26 protein-coding genes are annotated in these 19770 nt (G+C 63.8%); 22 read left to right on the forward strand and 4 right to left on the reverse strand.

Annotation, left to right across the window (positions count from 1 at the left end; all coding sequences use genetic code 11):
* Positions 1-20 precede the first annotated feature (20 nt).
* The 3 genes from rhaI to AC1TPF_RS09430 all read right to left on the reverse strand — a co-directional run bounded on the left by rhaI (position 21) and on the right by AC1TPF_RS09430 (position 3055).
* Positions 21-1190 (reverse strand): L-rhamnose isomerase, encoded by a 1170-nt coding sequence (rhaI, locus tag AC1TPF_RS09420; protein WP_482135387.1) that lies wholly within the window; start codon positions 1188-1190, stop codon positions 21-23.
* Position 1191: 1 nt separating this feature from the next.
* The gene (locus AC1TPF_RS09425) at positions 1192-2571 is read right to left on the reverse strand and encodes an MFS transporter (protein WP_482135386.1); all 1380 of its coding nucleotides are present in this window, start codon (positions 2569-2571) and stop codon (positions 1192-1194) included.
* A gap of 112 nt (positions 2572-2683) precedes the next feature.
* Positions 2684-3055: an L-rhamnose mutarotase gene (locus AC1TPF_RS09430; protein ID WP_482135385.1), complete on the reverse strand. Its 372-nt coding sequence runs from the start codon at positions 3053-3055 to the stop codon at positions 2684-2686.
* Positions 3056-3396: 341 nt separating this feature from the next.
* Here AC1TPF_RS09430 and infA point away from each other — a divergent pair, with 341 nt between their 5' ends.
* The 8 genes from infA (at position 3397) to truA (ending at position 8141) form a co-directional block, all read left to right on the forward strand.
* On the forward strand, positions 3397-3615 hold the full coding sequence (gene infA / locus AC1TPF_RS09435; protein WP_020109371.1) for a translation initiation factor IF-1: 219 nt from the start codon (positions 3397-3399) through the stop codon (positions 3613-3615).
* 137 nt (positions 3616-3752) lie between these two features.
* Complete coding sequence (gene rpmJ / locus AC1TPF_RS09440) at positions 3753-3866, forward strand: 50S ribosomal protein L36 (protein ID WP_026917227.1); 114 nt, start codon at positions 3753-3755, stop codon at positions 3864-3866.
* Positions 3867-4046: 180 nt separating this feature from the next.
* Positions 4047-4415 carry a 30S ribosomal protein S13 gene (rpsM, locus tag AC1TPF_RS09445; RefSeq protein ID WP_482135384.1) on the forward strand — a complete coding sequence of 123 codons (369 nt, stop codon included), beginning with the start codon at positions 4047-4049 and terminating at the stop codon, positions 4413-4415.
* A gap of 3 nt (positions 4416-4418) precedes the next feature.
* The gene (gene rpsK, locus AC1TPF_RS09450) at positions 4419-4826 is read left to right on the forward strand and encodes a 30S ribosomal protein S11 (RefSeq protein ID WP_020109368.1); all 408 of its coding nucleotides are present in this window, start codon (positions 4419-4421) and stop codon (positions 4824-4826) included.
* Positions 4827-4850: 24 nt separating this feature from the next.
* Positions 4851-5456: a 30S ribosomal protein S4 gene (gene rpsD / locus AC1TPF_RS09455; protein ID WP_482135383.1), complete on the forward strand. Its 606-nt coding sequence runs from the start codon at positions 4851-4853 to the stop codon at positions 5454-5456.
* A gap of 90 nt (positions 5457-5546) precedes the next feature.
* Positions 5547-6602 (forward strand): DNA-directed RNA polymerase subunit alpha, encoded by a 1056-nt coding sequence (locus tag AC1TPF_RS09460; RefSeq protein WP_020109366.1) that lies wholly within the window; start codon positions 5547-5549, stop codon positions 6600-6602.
* Positions 6603-6655: 53 nt separating this feature from the next.
* Positions 6656-7219 (forward strand): 50S ribosomal protein L17, encoded by a 564-nt coding sequence (gene rplQ, locus AC1TPF_RS09465; RefSeq protein WP_482135382.1) that lies wholly within the window; start codon positions 6656-6658, stop codon positions 7217-7219.
* 16 nt (positions 7220-7235) lie between these two features.
* The gene (truA, locus tag AC1TPF_RS09470) at positions 7236-8141 is read left to right on the forward strand and encodes a tRNA pseudouridine(38-40) synthase TruA (RefSeq protein WP_482143613.1); all 906 of its coding nucleotides are present in this window, start codon (positions 7236-7238) and stop codon (positions 8139-8141) included.
* Between the two features lie 73 nt (positions 8142-8214).
* Here truA and AC1TPF_RS09475 read toward each other — a convergent pair whose 3' ends face one another.
* Positions 8215-9717 (reverse strand): MinD/ParA family ATP-binding protein, encoded by a 1503-nt coding sequence (locus AC1TPF_RS09475; protein WP_482143615.1) that lies wholly within the window; start codon positions 9715-9717, stop codon positions 8215-8217.
* Positions 9718-9955: 238 nt separating this feature from the next.
* On the opposite strand from AC1TPF_RS09475, the gene AC1TPF_RS09480 reads away from it, so the two are divergent.
* The 14 genes from AC1TPF_RS09480 (at position 9956) to AC1TPF_RS09545 (ending at position 19750) form a co-directional block, all read left to right on the forward strand.
* The gene (locus tag AC1TPF_RS09480; protein WP_482135379.1) at positions 9956-10267 is read left to right on the forward strand and encodes a hypothetical protein; all 312 of its coding nucleotides are present in this window, start codon (positions 9956-9958) and stop codon (positions 10265-10267) included.
* Positions 10264-10584: a YbaB/EbfC family nucleoid-associated protein gene (locus tag AC1TPF_RS09485; RefSeq protein WP_482143617.1), complete on the forward strand. Its 321-nt coding sequence runs from the start codon at positions 10264-10266 to the stop codon at positions 10582-10584. Before AC1TPF_RS09480 ends, AC1TPF_RS09485 begins: the two co-directional genes overlap by 4 nt.
* A 138-nt stretch (positions 10585-10722) precedes the next feature.
* A complete protein-coding gene (locus AC1TPF_RS09490) occupies positions 10723-11040 on the forward strand; it encodes a hypothetical protein (RefSeq protein WP_482135377.1) in 318 nt (105 codons plus the stop codon).
* Positions 11041-11055: 15 nt separating this feature from the next.
* Positions 11056-12411, forward strand: a complete 1356-nt coding sequence (locus AC1TPF_RS09495; RefSeq protein WP_482143618.1) for a hypothetical protein — start codon at positions 11056-11058, stop codon at positions 12409-12411.
* A gap of 19 nt (positions 12412-12430) precedes the next feature.
* The gene (locus tag AC1TPF_RS09500) at positions 12431-12736 is read left to right on the forward strand and encodes a PE family protein (protein ID WP_482135375.1); all 306 of its coding nucleotides are present in this window, start codon (positions 12431-12433) and stop codon (positions 12734-12736) included.
* Positions 12737-12752: 16 nt separating this feature from the next.
* Entirely contained in the window at positions 12753-13787 is a 1035-nt protein-coding gene (locus tag AC1TPF_RS09505) for a PPE domain-containing protein (protein WP_482143620.1), read from the forward strand.
* Between the two features lie 5 nt (positions 13788-13792).
* On the forward strand, positions 13793-14635 hold the full coding sequence (locus tag AC1TPF_RS09510; RefSeq protein ID WP_482144067.1) for an ESX secretion-associated protein EspG: 843 nt from the start codon (positions 13793-13795) through the stop codon (positions 14633-14635).
* A 112-nt stretch (positions 14636-14747) separates the two neighbouring features.
* Positions 14748-15086: a WXG100 family type VII secretion target gene (locus AC1TPF_RS09515; protein ID WP_482135373.1), complete on the forward strand. Its 339-nt coding sequence runs from the start codon at positions 14748-14750 to the stop codon at positions 15084-15086.
* Positions 15087-15128: 42 nt separating this feature from the next.
* Positions 15129-15413, forward strand: coding sequence for a WXG100 family type VII secretion target (locus AC1TPF_RS09520; protein ID WP_482135372.1), 285 nt, complete (start codon positions 15129-15131; stop codon positions 15411-15413).
* Between the two features lie 320 nt (positions 15414-15733).
* Positions 15734-17275: an APC family permease gene (locus AC1TPF_RS09525; protein WP_482143621.1), complete on the forward strand. Its 1542-nt coding sequence runs from the start codon at positions 15734-15736 to the stop codon at positions 17273-17275.
* A 185-nt stretch (positions 17276-17460) separates the two neighbouring features.
* A complete protein-coding gene (locus AC1TPF_RS09530; protein WP_482135370.1) occupies positions 17461-18711 on the forward strand; it encodes an alkane 1-monooxygenase in 1251 nt (416 codons plus the stop codon).
* On the forward strand, positions 18708-18875 hold the full coding sequence (locus AC1TPF_RS09535; protein WP_482135369.1) for a rubredoxin: 168 nt from the start codon (positions 18708-18710) through the stop codon (positions 18873-18875). The genes AC1TPF_RS09530 and AC1TPF_RS09535 overlap by 4 nt, the downstream gene beginning before the upstream one ends.
* The gene (locus AC1TPF_RS09540) at positions 18876-19055 is read left to right on the forward strand and encodes a rubredoxin (protein ID WP_482135368.1); all 180 of its coding nucleotides are present in this window, start codon (positions 18876-18878) and stop codon (positions 19053-19055) included.
* Between the two features lie 35 nt (positions 19056-19090).
* Complete coding sequence (locus AC1TPF_RS09545; RefSeq protein ID WP_482135367.1) at positions 19091-19750, forward strand: TetR/AcrR family transcriptional regulator; 660 nt, start codon at positions 19091-19093, stop codon at positions 19748-19750.
* Positions 19751-19770 lie beyond the last annotated feature (20 nt).

A 19770-nucleotide genomic window follows, 5' to 3' on the forward strand; every position in this document is an offset into this window, starting at 1 on the left:
GAAAAATCTCAGGCTAAAACTCAAGCGCCCCAGGACGATTGGGTTCCACCGACGCGCTCGGCCACGATCTTCTCCCGGTAGCCCGACTCGGCGTATGCGGCCATCGGATCGGCGGGTAGTCCGCGCTCGGCACGCCAGCGTGCGAGCTCGGGCCGGACATCGGTGTAGAACGCGTCCATGAAGATCCCGTTGGCGCCCAGCACATCTCCGGCATCTTGCGCGGCGGCCAGCGCCTCGGTGTCGACCAGCAATGCGCGGGCCGTCATCTCCTGGACGTTGAGCACCGAACGGAGCTGACCGGGGATCTTCTCCTCGACGTTGTGACACTGGTCGAGCATCAGCGCGACGGGCGAACCGGTGGCCAGGCCACCGCCGCGGATCACCTCGAACATGATGCGGAACAGCTGGAACGGGTCGGCGGCCCCGACGATCAGGTCGTCGTCGGCGTAGAACCGGGAGTTGAAGTCGAACGAACCGAGCTTTCCCAGACGCAACAGCTGGGCGACGATGAACTCGATGTTGGTCCCTGGCGCGTGGTGGCCGGTGTCGAGGCAGACCAGCGCCCGCTCACCGAGTGCGCTGACCTGGGCGTACGACGTGCCCCAGTCCGGAACGTCGGTCATGTAGACGGCCGGCTCGAAGAACTTGTACTCGAGCACCATCCGCTGCTCGTCGCCGATGTGCTGATAGATCGTGGACAGCGATTCGGCGAGCCGGTCCTGGCGGCCGCGGATGTCACCCTGGCCGGGGTAGTTGGTGCCGTCGGCGAGCCAGATCTTCAGGTCGCGCGAGCCGGTCGCGTTCATGACCTCGATGCAGGCGAGGTGATGATCGATGGCCTTCTGTCGGATGCTCTTGTCGGTGTGGGTCAGGCTGCCGAACTTGTAGTCGTCGTCCTGGAAGGTGTTGGAGTTGATCGTTCCCAGGCCCACACCCTGATCTTCGGCGTAGCGGCGCAATGCAGCGAAGTCGTCGACCAGATCCCACGGGATGTGCAGCGCCACGGTCGGAGCGAGGCCGGTGAAGCGGTTGACGGTGGCGGCGTCGGCGATCTTTTCCTGCACCGTGCGCGGGGTTCCGGGGGTTCCGAACACCTTGAATCGGGTGCCGGAGTTGCCGAATGCCCAGGAAGGGAGCTCGATAGCTAGGTTCTGAAACGTTTCAATCTTGGCGGCGTCAAAGTTTTTCATGTCAGTTGCTCCCAGCATTGCCGGTCGTTTGTGCGGTGGTGGTTGTTGCGGTGGTGGTTGTTCCGACGAGCTCGGGGCTGATGGGCCGCCCGTACCGCTCGATCTCGATGTCCTTGAGTTCCTTGCCGCGGGTGTCCGGGGCCCAGATGACTCCGATGATCAGCGCGATGGTCAGGCAGGTGATCAGCAGGAGTCCGACCCAGGCGAGCCCGACTGCCGCCAGCAGGGTGGGGAAGAAGTAGCTCAGCGCACCGGTGGCCGTGCGGACGGCGAAGAACATGACGCCCTGCGCGCTGGCGCGGTACGGGGTTGCGAACAACTCGCTGGCCCACAGGCTGTAGAAGGCCTGCGCTCCGACACCGCTGGAGATGCCCCAGCAGATCGCGAAGATGAGCATGGTTGTCATGCCGCCGTCGGTGAACATGACCAGCACGCCCCAGGCGAAGATGCCGGGGATGGCGCCGAGGGCGAACAGCAGTCGCTGCGACATGTGGTCGGCCAGGCGCATGAAGACGAAGTAGGTCGACAGCACGGTCATGCCCCAGACCAGGACCTGGAGCAGGTTCTGCTGGACTTCGCTGTGGAGGCCTGCGGTCTCGTAGACGCGCGGCATGAAGATGCCTGCCTGACCGGCGACGGTGTTCCAGAAGCCGTAGATGCCGATGAGCACCAGCAGCGCGGTGATGTTGACCTTCTTCGAGAACAGGCCGCGCAGACCTGCGCCACCCGAGGTGGCGACCGGGGCAGGCGTCGAGCCCGTGTTCGCGTCCGTGTTCTCCAGATTGTCCTCGGTCCAGAGCTTCGACTCGGCCAGGCCCTGGCGAATCCACCAGACCACCGCGGCAACCACGAACAGGTGCAGGAATATCAGTCGTGAACCGAGCAACCCGAGCGGCGCGAGCGCGGCGGCCAGGGCGAAGCCGACCAGAGGGCCGACCGACCAGGCGAGCTGGGCGGTACCGACGTGTTTGGCCCGGGCACCCGAGGGAGCCTGCTCGGCGATGTAGGTCCACGACGCCGGAACGCCTGCGCCGACCGCCAGACCGGTGATCACAAACGCGATCATCAGCATGCCGAAGTTGAGGGCAAAGGCCGCGATCAGCACGCCGACCATGTAGACCATCAGGTCGTATGTGTAGATCGCCTTACGTCCGTAGCGATCACACAGCGGACCGCCGATGGCTGCGCCGACGGCCGCGCCGAAGGCGTTGGCGCTGAGTGCGGCGAGCAAGCCGACAGCAAAGTTGCTGATGCCGAACTCGTCTTGCCAGAAACCGAGGCTGGTGGCGATCGCGATGATCGATCCGGCCTCGATGTAGTTGGACATGGCAACAGAGATCGTTGCCTTCCAACCGGTGGTTTTCTTGGCCCCGAGTTTCATGGTTTCTCCTCATGGGGTGTGGGCGCAGGGTAATTGGTCCGGCTCGGGCGACTCGTTCGGGTGGGTGCCGAATGTGACACCGCCGATAGATCCGATCCGGATGAAGAACCGATCAGGCGAGGTGGAAGTAGTGGTCGAGCTCGGTCATCGTGGTGTCGGGTCCAGCCGTGGGATCGGCGAAGTACTGCGCCATGGTGGCCTGCCACCGGGTGTTCACCGCGGTTTGGGCCATCAGTTCGCGCGCCCGGTCGAAGTCCTCGGTTTCCACGTACCCGACCACCAGTCCGGTGCCGGGCTGCAGGAACAGCGAGTAGTTGGACCAGCCGGTCTCGCGCAATGCGTCGAGCATCTCCGGCCAGACGTCCTCGTGGGCAGCGAGGTAATCATCGATGCGGTCGGGCCGCAGGTTCATGGTGAAACACACCCGCTGACGTGGAGTGTCGGCTGATGTCTCGGTAACCGTTTCCGGTTGTTCGTGCTGCATGGGCCCGTCGCCAATCGATAGTTTGAAACGTTTCAATCCGTGAGTGCGGTCACCGTAAACTGAACTGAAGGATCGCGTCAAGGCCAGATTCCGGCCGATCGGGGGAGCTTCGGGGGCACGCGGGTCCGCCGGAGAATGCGCTTATTTGTCCTGAGCTGCGCGGCAGCGTAATGTTGATCAACGGTGCGTACGCGCGCCGGATTGTTTTTGTGCCCAGATTTGCAGAGCTTGCTCGAATCGCCTGCCAACTGCCGCTGAAAAGAACCCGGTCACGTGCGTGTCATGACGGTAATCGAAGACAACTGTTCAGGTGTGGTCAACACACCAGAATCGTGGAGGCTATGGCCAAAGAAGGCGCCATCGAGGTGGAGGGCCGCGTTGTCGAACCCCTGCCCAATGCGATGTTCCGCATTGAGCTGGAGAACGGCCACAAAGTACTCGCCCACATCAGCGGCAAGATGCGGCAGCACTACATCCGCATCCTGCCCGAAGACCGCGTGGTCGTGGAGCTTTCGCCCTACGACCTGACTCGCGGCCGGATCGTTTACCGATACAAGTAAGACCCAACAGACTTCCCGGACCCCTCCGGGTAGGACAACCAGCTGGGGTGCGGCTATAAGGCTGTGCCCTGTGCTTTGAAGTAGATCCGTGCTGAGCGACCAAGGTCGGTCTCAGCACAGGCAAAGGAGAGAGTGACGTGAAGGTTAAACCGAGCGTCAAGCCGATCTGCGAGAAGTGCAAGGTGATTCGGCGTAACGGCCGCGTCATGGTGATCTGCGAGAACCTGCGTCACAAGCAGCGTCAGGGCTGATCAGCACTTCGACCCGATCGCTTGTAAGAGCGACACAACTTCATACAGGCAACAAAAGAAGACCTCTCAACACCAGCGGACTCACACAGGAGTCCGCCTACCCCCGGCACGGAGGCCGGGGCCCTGCAAGAGTCGGGGACGGATTGGGAGCAGACCTCCGAGAACCAAAGGAAACGCCACATGGCACGTGTTGCTGGTGTTGATCTTCCGCGCGAAAAGCGCCTGGAGATCGCACTCACGTACATCTATGGAGTTGGTCGTACCACCTCCAAGGAGATCCTTGCTGCCACCGGCCTCAGTGCCGACCTGCGCGCCAAGGACCTCACTGACGAAGACGTCCTGAAGCTTCGTGAATACCTCGAATCCTCGGTCAAGGTCGAAGGTGACCTGCGCCGCGAGGTGCAGGCCGACATTCGTCGCAAGATCGAAATCGGCTGCTACCAGGGTCTGCGTCACCGTCGTGGCCTGCCCGTTCGCGGACAGCGCACCAAGACCAACGCTCGGACCCGCAAGGGCCCGAAGAAGACCATCGCCGGGAAGAAGAAGTAATCCATGCCTCCTAAGTCACGTAGCGCCGGCCCCAAGAAGGGCACTCGTCGTCGCGAGAAGAAGAACGTCCCGCACGGCAGCGCGCACATCAAGAGCACGTTCAACAACACCATCGTCTCGATCTCTGATCCTGCCGGAAACGTCATCGCCTGGGCTTCGTCCGGACATGTCGGCTTCAAGGGCTCGCGTAAGAGCACCCCGTTCGCGGCACAGCTTGCTGCCGAGAACGCTGCCCGCAAGGCACAGGAACACGGCGTCAAGAAGGTCGACGTCTTCGTGAAGGGCCCGGGTTCGGGTCGTGAGACTGCTATCCGATCACTTCAGGCCGCTGGCCTCGAGGTCGGCACCATTTCCGATGTCACCCCGCAGCCGCACAACGGCTGCCGCCCGCCCAAGCGGCGCCGGGTTTAATCGGAAAGAAGAGGACTTTAAAAAATGGCTCGTTATACCGGACCCGCAACCCGCAAATCTCGTCGTCTGCGCGTCGACCTCGTCGGCGGAGACCAGGCGTTTGAGCGTCGCCCCTACCCGCCCGGCCAGCATGGTCGCGCGCGGATCAAGGAGAGCGAATACCTGCTCCAGCTGCAGGAGAAGCAGAAGGCTCGCTTCACTTACGGCGTCATGGAAAAGCAGTTCCGTCTCTACTACGCAGAGGCCAACCGTCGTAACGGCAAGACCGGTGACGAGCTGCTGCGTCTGCTCGAGACCCGTCTTGACAACGTCGTCTACCGCGCCGGACTCGCCCGTACCCGCCGCCAGGCGCGTCAGATGGTCAGCCATGGCCACCTCACCGTCAATGGTGTGAAGGTCGACGTGCCCAGCTACCGCGTCTCTCGCTACGACATCATCGATGTCCGCCCGAAGTCGCTGCAGACTGTTCCGTTCCAGATCGCCAAGGAGATCCAGGGCGATCGCAAGGCTCCGGGTTGGCTGCAGGTCGTGCCCGGCACGCTGCGCATCCTGGTGCACTCGTTGCCCGAGCGCGCACAGATCGATGTGCCGCTCTCCGAGCAGCTCATCGTCGAGTTCTACTCGAAGTAATCGCCGGTTGTCGGATCCATATGTCCGGCAGCACATTCGGCACCTAATCGGCCGTCATATAGCGGGCGTCCAAGAGGAGAAGAAGATTCAATGCTGATTTCACAGCGACCCACACTGTCCGAAGAGATCATCTCGGGAGATCGCTCGAAGTTCGTCATCGAGCCGCTCGAGCCAGGTTTCGGGTACACGCTCGGCAACTCGCTGCGCCGTACCCTGCTGTCGTCGATTCCCGGAGCCGCTGTCACCAGCATCCGGATCGACGGAGTCCTGCACGAGTTCACCACCGTCCCCGGAGTCAAGGAAGATGTCACCGACATCATCCTGAACCTCAAGGGCCTCGTCGTGAGCTCCGAAGAGGACGAGCCGGTCACCATGTACGTGCGTAAGCAGGGCCCCGGTGCTGTCACCGGTGCCGACATCGTGCCCCCGGCCGGTGTCACCGTGCACAACCCGGACCTGCACATCGCCACCCTGAACGACAAGGGCAAGTTGGAGATCGAGCTCGTCGTCGAGCGCGGTCGCGGCTATGTCCCCGCCGTCCAGAACAAGGCGTCCGGCGCCGAGATCGGCCGTATCCCGGTCGACTCGATCTACTCGCCGGTTCTCAAGGTCACGTACAAGGTGGAGGCCACCCGCGTCGAGCAGCGCACCGACTTCGATCGGCTCGTTCTCGATGTGGAAACCAAGAACTCGATCTCCGCGCGGGACGCACTGGCCTCGGCCGGTAAGACCCTCGTTGAGCTGTTCGGTCTGGCCCGTGAACTCAACATCGAAGCAGAAGGTGTGGAGATCGGACCCTCGCCCGCCGAGGCCGATCACATCGCGTCGTTCAGCCTTCCGATCGAAGACCTCGAACTCACCGTTCGGTCGTACAACTGCCTCAAGCGCGAGGGAGTGCACACCGTCGGCGAGCTGGTGGCCCGGACCGAATCGGACCTGCTGGACATCCGCAACTTCGGTCAGAAGTCCATCGACGAGGTCAAGGTCAAGCTGCACGCACTCGGCCTGGCACTCAAGGACAGCCCCGCGAGCTTCGATCCGTCCCAGGTGGCCGGATACGACGTCGCGACCGGTACCTGGACCGATGACACTTCCTTCTCCGACGCCGATGCCGGCGAGGATTTCGCAGAAACCGAACAGCTCTAACAAGACCCCCAGCTCACGGCCGAGAGGTCGAGAGCGAACCCTAGGAGTTCGAAATGCCCAAGCCCACAAAGGGTACCCGCCTCGGCGGGTCGGCTTCGCACCAGAAAGCGATGCTGGCGAACCTCGCCACCTCGCTCTTCGAGCACGGCCGGATCACCACCACCGAGACCAAGGCAAAGCGTCTCCGCCCGTACGCGGAAAAGCTGATCACCCACGCGAAGGCCGGTAACCTGGCTCATCGCCGTGAGGTGCTGAAGGTCATCCGCAACAAGGACATCGTGCATGCCCTGTTCGCCGAGATCGGCCCGTTCTACGCGGACCGCGACGGCGGCTACACCCGCATCGTCAAGACTCTGCCGCGCAAGGGCGACAACGCCCCCATGGCAGTGATCGAGCTGGTTCGGGACAAGACCGCTTCATCGGAAGCCGATCGCGCCACCCGCGCAGCGGCCTCGAAGAAGAAGTCTGAAGAAGCCGCAACCGAGGAGAACGTGGTCGAGGCTGTTGAAGCCGACGCCACCGACGCCGAGGTCGAGAACGCTGAAGCTGTGGCCGAGGCTGTCGACGAAGAGTCGACCGCTGCCACCGCTGTTGACGCCAAGGCCGACGAGAAGTAGTCGACTGAACGAGTCAGTGACCCACGAGCCCGCCACCGGAATTTCCGGTGGCGGGTCTCGTCATTTCGAGGGACCACTCGTCCGGCTGCGGATGCAGATCGGTTACGACGGAACCGACTTCGCGGGTTGGGCCAGACAGCCCGGCCAACGAACAGTGTGTGGCGTGCTTGAGGAGACCCTCGGCACGGTGCTGCGGGAACCGGTGACGCTCACGGTTGCAGGCCGCACCGACGCCGGCGTGCACGCCACCGGCCAGGTGGCACATTTTGATGTGCCAGAGTCGGCCTTGCAGACCCGGTCGATCGACGGGGATCCGACCAAACTCGTTCGGCGGCTTGCCAAGATGCTGCCCACCGATGTGCGGGTCAAGGACATCGAAGAGGCGCCAGGGGAGTTCGATGCGCGCTTCTCTGCCCTACGCCGCCACTACGAATACCGATTGACCGACGACCCCTGGGGTGCTGAACCGGTTGTCGCCCGCACCACCGCTGCCTGGAGTCGGCCGCTCAACGCCGACCTCCTCGAAGAGGCGGCCTCAACTTTGCTCGGACTCAACGATTTCGCGGCATTCTGCAAGCGGCGCGATGGCGCCACGACAGTCCGGGATCTTCAGCAGTTCACGTGGATGCGCGACGACTTCGGCGTTCTCGTCGCACAGGTGAGCGCGGACGCGTTCTGTTGGTCGATGGTCCGCTCACTGGTCGGGGCCGTTGCGACGGTCGGTGAAGGGCGTCGCTCAGTGGAATGGTGCGCCGGATTGCTGCAGCAACGGGCGCGCGCGAGTGAGGTCCCGGTGGCGCCCGCGTGTGGATTGAGCCTGATCGGTGTCGACTACCCGGCCGATGGTGCGCTGGCACAACGCAATGCGGTGACCCGCGAGACCCGGGCCGCGATCGAACCATCCGGCTGCTGCGGAGGCTGACCCACCCCCGATGATGTGCCGTTTTGGCGGGCGTGACCTGCGGGTTTGCTCGCCAAAAGGGCACATCATCGGGTCAGGACGTGTAGTACGGGTCGCCTCGCCGCATCGTGGTGGAGGGGAAGTCGTCTGCCACGGTCGCAGCCATCTCGACGAGTGCGCGACGGGTGTCCTTGCCGAGGAGATCGAGGTCGACCTCGGCACCTTCGGCGAGGTGGTCGTCGAACGGGATCTGTTGTACCGCACGGCATCGGGTCAAGAAGTGGGCGCTGAGCTGATCGGTGTCGATGGTCGATGCGCCGGGTCGTGACGAGCTGAGCACAACCACCGCTCCCGACACCAGATGCCCGAACCCGTGGGCCTGCAGCCAGTCGAGTGTCGCTCCGGCGCTGCGTGCCCCGTCGATGGCGGGCGAGGTCACCAGGATCAGGGAGTTGGCCATGTCGAGCACCCCGTTCATCGCCGAATGGCTCAGTCCGGTACCGCAGTCGGTGATGATGATGTTGTAGAAGCGCTGCAGCACCGTCATCACGCCGCGGTAGTCCGCTTCGCTGAATGCCTCGGCCTTGGCCGGATCACGTTCGGATGCAAGGATTTCCAGACGGCTCGGCGCCTGGGAGGTGTGGGCGCGGACGTCGGAGTATCGGTAGATCGATTCGTCGGCGAGCAGATCGCGCACCGTCGAGCGGGTCTGCTGCGGAATGCGTTGCGCGAGAGTGCCCAGGTCGGGATTGGCGTCCACGGCGATCACCCGATCGCCGCGCAGGGATGCGAATATCGAGCCCAGACCGACTGTGGTCGTGGTCTTTCCGACGCCGCCCTTGAGCGAGAGAACCGCGATCCGATAGTCGCCGCGGACGGGCTGATTCACGCGTTCGAGTAATTGTTTGTAGACGAGGTCGTCAGGGGACTCTCCAGGATTGATGGTGCCCGCCGACAGCTTGTGTACGGTCCGCCGCCACCCGCTGGCCGGTGCCCGGCGGGCCTTTCGGAGCAGCGCCACCTCGTCGAGGCTTGTCGGTGCGGGCGGTTGCCCGGGGGCGTACTGCTGGTGCGGGGGCATCGGCTGCTGTCCCGGAAAGTACCCGGGTGGTGCTGCGGGATTACCCTGCGGCGGGATTCCTGCCGGCGGAAAGCCTTGGGGCGGTGATGATTCGCCGTACGGGTTGGTGCCGCCGTAGGGGCCCGGTCCCGTCGGGTAGGCCGGCCCGGCCGGTGGTTGGTGCGGTGCAGGCGGCGTGAAACCGCCCGCTGCCTGCGGCCAGAACTGTTGGTCGAGCGGAGGCTGTGGCGGGGGAGCGGGTTGCGACGGTTCCGTGCCGTGGGCATCGGACGCCTGGCCATGGCGGCCCGAGTGCACCGTTGCCGGTGGTGCATCGGGTCCGGGTGGGCCCTGCGGTGAAGGCGCTGCATCGGGTGGTCCGGGTACTGATGCCGATGCCGATGGGGCTGCCGGTACTTCCGGAGTCGCAGGCGCCGTAGGTGATTGATCGGCGCGCTCGAACGATGCGACATCGATGTCCGCCGCGGTCTGAAGCCATGGTGGTGCCGCAGGCACGTCGGCATTGTTGTAGCTCACAGAAACAGCCCCCCCGTTGTTGCACTTCGTCTAACCAGTTGCAATTTGTCTTGTCAGTGGTGAAAACCCAGGCGTTACATATATCGAATCCACCCCGCCACCCCTGGATAACGGCGATGATAGACCACCACGATCTCCGGTGGTCGGGTAGCGCGGATGTCCATGCCGTGCGGTATCTCCGCAGTGTCACAAGTTGTGGGTACTATCTGTCGCCAAGGGGAGTTCTTGAGGGGGAACCATGGCTGCTGCAACTTCACGCACCGGAGGCCTGTCTGTCGTCACGACAGAACAGGGCCTGCCGATGTCGGTACGGATCGAACCTGCCGAATTGCACAAGGATCCGGCGATACTCGCCGCTGAGGTGCTCCGGCTGTGCCGGCAGGCGGCGATGCACGCCGGCGTCGCGCGCCGCGAAGAGTTGCGGGCCGCGGGCGTCGGCGCCGACATCATCGAACAGATGAATCTGCCTCGGCCTGATGATCTCGCCAGGGCCGAGTACGAGGACGACGCCACCGCAGGCGCACCCGGCAGCTGGATGAGGTCGGTATGAGCTCTGCGATGGATGAACTCGAGGCCAGGGCCCGGGCACAGCTCGATCGGTTGCGCGAGGTCAATGAACGTTTGGCCGCCATCTCCGCGCGTGAGACCTCGCCCGGAGATCATGTCACCGCAGAGGTCAACGGTATCGGCGAGCTGACCGGGTTGTGGTTCGCGTCAACGGCTCCGCAGCTCGGGACCGGCCCACTTTCAGAGCTGATCGTCTCGACGGCCGGTGTCGCGGCCGGCCGTGCGTTCGCCCGCCGCGGCGAGATCCTCGAGGAGTTCAACGAATCGTTTGCGGATCTGGTGAACAGCCGGCCGACATGACCGGTCCGCCGACACGGGAGGGAACCGTCTCGGCTCGGTGGGCGTCTTATCGCCGGACTGTGGGAGTGACGGGTTGCGAGGGTCGGGCAATCCGAGGGTTGGGGCAGTACACATGTTTTCGAAGAAACGGGGGGACAAATGTCTGAGGTCACAGCGGTACCGGCAGCAATCGAAGCGTATGGGGACACGGCTGCATTGATGTCGGCAGCGGTTGCCAGTGCGGGTTCGATCAACGCCGCCGCGAACATCGCTCAGATGGTGCCCGTATTCGGGTTGATCGGGCAGGAGTTCCTGCTGGCATTCGCGCAGGCGCAGGCGAGTCATCTGTTCGGGGTCGGGCAGCTCGCTGCGGTCCACGCAGGCAGCGCGGCAGCCGCGTTTGCCACGGCCGCGCAGATCGCCGAGGCGGACGACGGCAGCGGCCGGGGTTTCGCCGCCGTGCAGGCCGCGCTGTAGACCGGATCGGGTCACGTGAGTTTTCCGACGATGCCACCGGCACCGGCAACACCGCCGCTTGATCCAACCATTCGCCAATTGGTCGAATCGAGTCCACTCGGGCCGATTCTCGACACCCCGGTCAGCCAGGTCTTGAAAGACCTTGGCCTGCCAGGGCTTCCGGTGCTGTCGGGCATGCCGCCGTTGCCAGATCTGCCACCATTGCCGCCCCTCGACCTCGACGTCCTGCTCAAACCGTTGACCGATCTGGTGGGCGGCTTCGGCTCGGGCAACCTCGGTGGGGGCGACTTCGACCCCACGATGATCTTCGAGGCGCTGTCGCAGATCCTGGACACGTCGATGTCGATGGGTTCGGGCGCATTGAAGGTTCTCGATCAGGTGTGGAGCGGGCAATCCGCAACGGCGGCGACCGTAAAGGGGATGCAGGCAGGCGCCGATACCGCGGCCTTGTCCACGCAGGGCACCACGATGTCGGCCGACACCCAGGGAGCCGCGGCGATCGTGGGCGTCGGCCTCGGCCTCGTCCAGGGAATCGTCGCGAAAACGGTTGCCATCATCACCGCCTCGGCGCCGTTTCTGGTGACACCGCCCGGCCAGGCCGTTGCGTTGGCAGCGGCCGCTGATGGCCTGGCCGAGGCGACCGCGGTGGTTGCCGCCACCCGAGCGCAGTTGCTGGCGCCGACAACGCACATGCTTGCAACCGGGCAACCGGTGCCCGTGACCGGTGCTCCCGCAGCGGGAACATCGCCGTTCTCGATTGCCGGCACAGTGCTCGACTCGGTCGGCAAACCGATGATGACCGGTGTGGGGCAACTCGGCACGATGTCGTCAAAGGCCGCGACCGAGCTCATGAAATCGCACCAGGCTCAACTGCAAACCGCGTACGACAGCAAAGAGATCGATGAAGCCAAGACTGTTCCGACGGGTCTCGGTGGCGCGATGTCCGCCGGCCGTGGGGGCGGCGGTGGCGGCGGAGGCGGTGGAGGTGGGGGTGGCGGTAGCGGCCCCAGCCCGCTGAGTGCGCGGACAACGCCGGGACTGCTCGGCGGATCGGCACCGGAATCAGGTGGTGGACCGGTCAACAGGAATCAGAACGCGGTGGTTCCGGCAGGCATGACCGGGCCGATGGCACCGATGGGCGGCGGCGGGATGGGAGCCGGCCGCGGCGCCGGTGCGTCTGATGATCAGCACGAGGCCGCGGACTACCTCGTCACCGAACTCAACGGCACCCGGATCATCGGCGAGATGCCGGCTGTTGCTCCTGCGGTCCTTGGCGAAACCCAGGCACCGGAGGCGACTCCGACCCCGGACGTACGTCTGCGGTTGGGTCCGCCGGACCGCAACCAGCCTGCCCACAACCAGGAAGCCTGACACGAACATGGGGGATACGATGTCCACAGGTGAGTTGAACGTCGACTCGGATGAATTGTTGCGAGCTGCGGTTGATCTCGATCGGCTGGCAAATGAGCTCGAACAGGGTGTGGCCGTTCACCGTCCGGCACTCGTTGTGCAGGCGGCAGGTCGCGACGAGGTGTCGACCACTGCTGCCGCCACATTCGGCTCCGTCGCGGAGACGTTCACCGATACTGCGGCGGCCGGTGTGCACGAACTCCGGAAGATCGCTGCGGTGCTGCGCGCCCAGGCGCGTGATTTCGGCACGGTCGAGGCCGACATCGAGGAGACCTTCCGGCTCTGACGCCGGGGACACGATGATGATCGGATTCACGAATGTCGTGTGGGAGGCAAGGCCCACCAAGCAGTTGGCAACCGATCTTGGTGCCGGTGCCGGTGACGGCCCACTGATCGCTGCCGCGCACGGCTGGGCACAGGTCTCAACGCTGCTCGCAGACGCCGGTCTCGACTACGTTCGGATCTTGGCCAAGCTCGGCGTCTCCTGGGAATCGGCCTCCAGTGATGAGGCTTTCGGGAAGTTGGCCTCGTTCGCCGGTTGGTTCTCCGATGCGGCCGCTGCCGCCGCAGACAGTGCAGCGCGTGCGGGCGCACAGGCGGCCGCGACCACGGTGGCCCGGATCAGCATGCCGGGATTACCAGAACTGCAGATCACCGAGGACATCCACACGGCGGCCGTGACTGTCGGTGCCGCGACGGGCGCGCCCATCGGCGGTGTGGCAGCCGATGCCGAGCGTGCCGCTGCCGATCAGAAGCAACGTGCCGCACGGGTCATGGAAACCTACGAGGCGGCCACCGAACCCGTGTCGCGCGGGTGGTCGGTACCGCGCCCGGCCGAGATCGTCTCGCCCGATGCGCTGGCTGCCGAACAGGCGGTTCGCGAGGCAACCCGGGCGGTGCCGGCACGCCCTGCGTCGGCGGCCGGGGCAATGCCCGGTGGTATCGGTGGATACGCGCCGGTTTCCATTCCTCGTCAGCAGACGCGTTATGCCACAACCATTCTGGCGGGGTCGTCGGCGTCGCCTGCAATCGTGCAACCGGCGTCGACATCGGCAGGCGCTCGACCGTCGGTGCCCGCGGCGCCGATGGCACCCATGATGGGTGCTCCCGGTCATGGTGCGGATTCCGTCGTGCGCAGAGCCCCCGCACACGCCGGAGCCGGCATCGATCCAGCGGCCGAATCGGGGGTGGGCGACGAGAGCTCCCACGATGCGCCGATTGCTGCCGCAGTCAACCTCGGCGATCATCCGGATCCGCGGTACCGCAACGGAACTCTCGACCTGCCGCCTGTCACGTCGGTGCCTGCGGTTCTCGGCGCCACGGAACAAGGACGGTGAGCGATATGTGGGCTACACCGGTGGTATGCGAATTCCGCCTCTCGCAGGACCAGATCGATTATCTGGCAGGCGTTCTCGATCTCCAGACGTGGCCGTCGGTGCTCGCGGTCGGGCCTCGTCACGAGTACGTCGACGAGCGTGAGAAGGCGCGCGTTGCCGCGGCGGCGGAGTTGAGCGCTGCCGGATGGCTGACCGCCGATCCGGACCCAGCTGTCGGGGTGGGTGTCACCGACGCCCTTGCCGAGGCGCTGACGATACTGTCGGGCCCGGACGTATTACTCGAGATCCGTTGCCACCAAGACACTTCGACTCGCCGGATCTGCCTTGCGCGGCGCGGTGATCACCACGTGCTGGCGACCAAGACCGAATCGGGCCTGGTGCTTCGCGACATTGCGATCGGCAGTGACCTGGAGGTGGGTCAGCTCGTTGCACGTTTGCTCGAACCGGCCGAGGACAGGCATCATCTTCCGATGAGCGTTCCGTCGGTCAGCCTGCCCGCCGGTGAATTGCAGAATCGGCTCGATAAAGCGCAGTCCGCAGCCGATTACGCCGATGCCCTCCATGCGATGGGTGTTGCGGCCGGCGACGCGGCGACCTATGCGGTGGCGTTTGATACCTGCTGTGCACACGCGGAAATCGTTGCCATCGAATGCGCGCCGGGGCGGATGCGCCGCTCGGAAGGTGCGGTGGCGGTCTACGACACAGCCAAGGGCCGGATTGTGGCCGGCCCCAGTATGTCTCCCGATGGCCAGATCTGGTCGACATTGTCGACGGGAACCGGTCATCGGATCTCCCAGGCTGTCACGCTCCTGATGGAGACGTTGCCGGCCCGGAGGTGGTTGCCGTGATTCGGCCAACCGGAGGGGGCCCACCCGGTGAGAAGCCGGCGTGGTACCGGAGCAGATTACAGAATCCGCGGATATCAACCGATATCGCGGCAATCACAGAAGGGGAATCACCATGACTTCCGACGGCGGTAACAGCGGGTTGAAACTCGACGTCCCAGACGCGTTGATCACGACCAAATCGGTGGGGCAGCTCATCGAGGACATGGGTGTTGTATTGCAACGCCTGAACAAGAATGCCGAAGACGCGCAGGCGATGTGGCAGGGCACCGCCAGCAAGGCATTTCAAGATGCGGCAGCTGCGTGGCAGGCCGAGGGGGCTCAGCTCAAGACTGCTCTCGACGGTCTGAAGGCGTCGTTGGAGAGCGGATTCAACGGTTACGACAACGAAGACCAGGACCTCGCAGGAACCATCGGCTCCGTCATGGGTGGGGGATCCGGTCTGAGCCTGTGATTCTCGGCCCCTCCAATCATCGTCCAGAAAGGGAACAACACCATGATCAAGTACAACTTTGCCGCGATCGAGGAGCTGTCGGCTCAGCTCGATTCCGATTTCAAACAGCTCGAGGAGCTGGCCGGGACGCTCAAGTCTGAAGTTGGCCGACTGCACTCGAACTGGGAATCACCGCAGGGCGCCGAGGCTTACGCTGTCGCGCAGCAGCGCTGGGATACAAGCTTTTCGGACTCCCGTCTGCTGTTGAACAACCTGTCGACGAAGGTGCGTGAAGCGGGATCGACGATGCAGGGCGCCGACAAGCGCACTGCAGGCTACTTCACCTAGATCGCCCAACCGCGATCGCTCGACCCCCGAACCCGCCGGAAGAATGTGCCGGCGGGTTCGGCCGTTCAGAACGGTCGCAGGGGGTGTCGTCCGGCCGGAATCATCGGCTGGACGATCACCGGGTTGCGCGGATGATCTACCTCGAACCCGATATCGGTCGAGGATCCGTCTCTTGACTTGATTGCCTGCGTCGTTCGCCGGGGGCGAAAAATGATCGCGCCATCCCGGGGGGATTAACCAGTGTTGGCAGGGTTGGTCGGATAGTTTCTCAGGCAGGCTGCATTCCACCGCAATGCACGCAAGTCACCAGAGGAGTTGTGATGAGCAATCCGCTGACACGGACAAAATCCGTGGAGCAATCGATGGCTGACACCGAAGAACCCGGTTCTCAGCTGAAGAAGAGTTTGACCTGGTGGGATCTCACCGTTTTCGGTGTCTCGGTGGTCATCGGTGCCGGTATCTTCACCATCACCGCGTCGACGGCCGGAGATAAAGCGGGACCAGCGATTTCGCTGTCCTTTGTGATGGCAGCGGTGGCCTGCGCGTTGGCTGCACTCTGCTACGCCGAGTTCGCTTCGACCGTTCCGGTCGCCGGATCTGCCTACACGTTCGGATATGCCACCTTCGGTGAGTTCCTGGCCTGGATTCTGGGCTGGGATCTCATCCTCGAGTTCGCGGTCGGTGCGGCCGTGGTCTCCAAGGGGTGGTCGAGCTATCTGGGTACCGTCTTCGGATTCTCCGGTGGCACAACCGAAATCGCCGGTGTCGACGTCGACTGGGGTGCACTGGTGGTGGTCGGGGCGATCACGGTCCTACTGGTCATCGGCACGAAGTTGTCCTCCCGGTTCAGTGCTGTAGTCACCGCCATCAAGGTGACGGTTGTCCTGTTGGTGATCGTCGTCGGGTTCTTCTACATCGACACCGACAACTTCAAGCCGTTTGTGCCGAAATCAGAGCCCTCTGAGTCCGGCGGCAGGTCCGTCGAGTCGACCCTGTTCTCGCTCATGACCGGCGGCGGTGATTCCAGCTACGGCTGGTACGGCATCCTGGCCGCGGCCTCGATCGTCTTCTTCGCGTTCATCGGCTTCGACGTGGTGGCAACCACCGCCGAGGAGACCAAGAATCCGAAGAAGGATGTGCCGCGCGGGATTCTCGGCTCGCTGGCCATCGTCACAGTGCTGTACATCCTGGTCACGATCGTTGTCACCGGCATGGTCAGCTACAAGGATCTGGCCACGTCCGCAGGCGACGGGGAGCCCAAGAACCTTGCCTACGCATTCGGCCTGAACGGGGTCACCTGGGCCGAGAAGGTGATTTCGATCGGTGCTCTGGCAGGTCTGACCACGGTTGTCATGGTGCTGATGCTCGGTCAGTCGCGTGTCTTGTTCGCGATGTCGCGAGACGGTCTGCTGCCTCGGTCATTTGCGAAGACCAGTCGGTTCGGGACCCCGGCCCGGATCCAGATTCTGGTTGGCGTGGTCGTCGCGGTGGTGGCTGCTTTCTTCCCGATCACCAAGCTGGAAGAAATGGTCAACGTGGGCACTCTGTTCGCGTTCGTGGTTGTTGCGGCCGGTGTGATGGTGCTGCGGAAGACCCGCCCGGATCTGCCACGTGGATTCACGGTTCCCTGGATGCCGGTGATCCCGATCCTGGCGATCATCGCCTGCGTGTGGTTGATGCTGAACCTGTCAGCGCTGACCTGGTTGCGATTCCTGGTCTGGATGGTGATCGGTGTCGCCTTCTACTTCCTGTACAGCCAACGCCATTCGATGGTCGGAAGACGGGCTCGTGGTGAGATCCCCGATCAGGTCGGCGACGATATCCGCGCAGGTGCGGGCAAGGGCGGGATTGCGCCCGAGTAAGCCCTGAGGTGGCCGACACCGGACCTGATATGTGAAAAAGACCCCGATCCGGGTTTCGATCCCCGGATCGGGGTTTTTTTGTGAGTTGCGCCGCTTTACAAATCTTTCTAGATGTATAGACAGGCGACTTCAACATCGGTAGTGTCCACAACAGGTTCTAGTTCGAGGAAGCCAGGAGGGTGATGATGAGCACTGCAGAATCGTCGACCGTCGAGCAGTCGGCGGCGCAATGGCGGGACAAGAAGCGTCACCTGTGGCTGCTGGGGCTCATCCCCCCGACGGGTCTCTTTCTCGCGACCGCACTGGTGGCCGGGTTCAATTGGCTGGGCGCAGACGTTGTTGCGCCCGTCTGGTGGTGGATCGGTCCGCTGCTCGTCTACGGTCTGCTGCCGATCATGGATCTGTTCTTCGGGCCCGACGGGCAGAACCCGCCCGAGGAACTGATGGAAGAGCTGGAGAACGACAAGTACTACCGCTATTGCACCTACGCGTACATTCCTTTCCAGCTCGTGAGTGTGGTCTTCGCCTGCTACCTGTGGACCGCGAGCGACCTGAGCTGGCTGGGGATCGATGGGGGCCTCGGGCTCGCTTCGAAACTGGGCATCGCCCTGACCGTCGGTGTCATGGGTGGCATCGGGATCAACACCGCCCACGAACTCGGACACAAGAAGGATTCGCTCGAACGGTGGCTCTCGAAAGTCACCCTCGCGCAGACCTTTTACGGGCACTTCTACATCGAGCACAACCGTGGCCATCACGTGCGGGTGGCCACCCCGGAGGATCCGGCCAGCGCCAAATACGGCGAGACCTTTTGGGCGTTCCTCCCGCGGAGTGTGTGGGGGAGTCTGAAGTCGGCCTGGCATCTCGAACGCACCCGCATGCAACGGCTGGAACGTCCGGTCTGGAACATCCGCAATGATGTCCTCAACGCCTGGTTGATGTCGGTGATCGGGTGGGGCGTCCTGACTGCGATCTTCGGCTGGCAGATCCTGCCGTTCATGGTCATCCAGGCCGTGTACGGGTTCGGGTTGCTGGAGACGGTGAACTACCTCGAGCACTACGGATTGCAGCGGCAGAAAACCGCCAGTGGTCGCTATGAGCGCGCCCGTCCGGAGCACAGCTGGAACTCGGATCACATCTGCACCAACATCTTCCTGTACCACCTGCAGCGCCACAGCGATCACCACGCCAATCCGACCCGTCGGTACCAGGTGCTGCGCAGTTTTGAGGACGCACCGGGTCTGCCGAGCGGCTACGCCAGCATGATCACGCTCGCCTATTTCCCGCCGCTGTGGCGAAAAGTGATGGATCACAGGGTGATCGAGCACTATGAGGGCGACCTGTCGCTGGCGAACATCGTGCCCCGCCGGCGAGAGAAGATACTCGCTGCGCACCGGCTGTCGATGCTCGGTGAAGCGAACGGAACCGTGAAATGAGCGCATATCGCTGCCCGGTCTGCGACTTCATCTACGACGAGGCGACCGGCGCGCCGCGCGAAGGTTTCCCGGCCGGGACCCGATGGTCCGACGTCCCCGACGACTGGCCCTGCCCCGACTGCGGCGTCCGGGAGAAGATCGATTTCGAGGAGACGGTGGCGTAAGTGAACTTCAAGTTGTACGTCTGTATGCAGTGTGGATTCGAATACGACGAGGCGAAGGGCTGGCCCGAGGACGGGATCGTCCCGGGAACCCGTTGGGAGGACATCCCCGACGACTGGAGTTGCCCGGATTGTGGGGCCGCCAAAGCGGACTTCTACATGGAGGAAGTCACCCGCACGTGAACCCCGTGGCCGACGCGACCGATACCCTGGCCGACATGTCAGAGGTTCCGGAACCCGCATCGGCCACAGTGGGCTCGGCTGTGCCAATTCCGTTCGCGCAGGCCACCAAACGATTGCTGCGCGGCAGTCTGCTCGACGGAATGCGAGAGTTGTTGCGGTCGAAGGACTGGTCGGCGGTCACGATGGCCGATGTCGCGGCCGCGGCCGGGGTCAGCAGGCAGACCGTCTACAACGAGTTCGGGTCCCGGCAGGGTCTGGCGACCGCGTATGCGCTCCGCCTGGCCGACGAGTTGGTCGACTTGATCTCCGATGCGGTTCTGGTCCACGAGGGGCAGACCAAAATAGCGTTGGCAGAGGGCTTTTCGGGTTTCTTTGCCTCTGTTGCCACGGACCCGCTGATCCAGTCGTTGTTGACAGGGCAGGCGAAACCGGATCTGTTGCGGCTGATCACCACCGATGCCGGGCCGCTGATCGACCAGGCCAGCAGCAGGATCAGCGAACTTCTGCAGCACAGCTGGGTCGGAGCCGACGAGACCGCGGCTGTGCGGATCGCTCGCGCGATGGTCCGGATGGCACTGAGCTATGTGTCGATGCCACCGGAAGCCGACCGTGATGTCGCAGACGATCTGGCCGAGATCTTCGAGCCGGTTGTCGATGCCGCAGCCGGGGGTGGCGCTCCTTCGGCCACGGGTTAGCCTGGTAGGCAATATCCAGT

It is taken from the genome of Williamsia sp. Y853, from assembly GCF_056786495.1.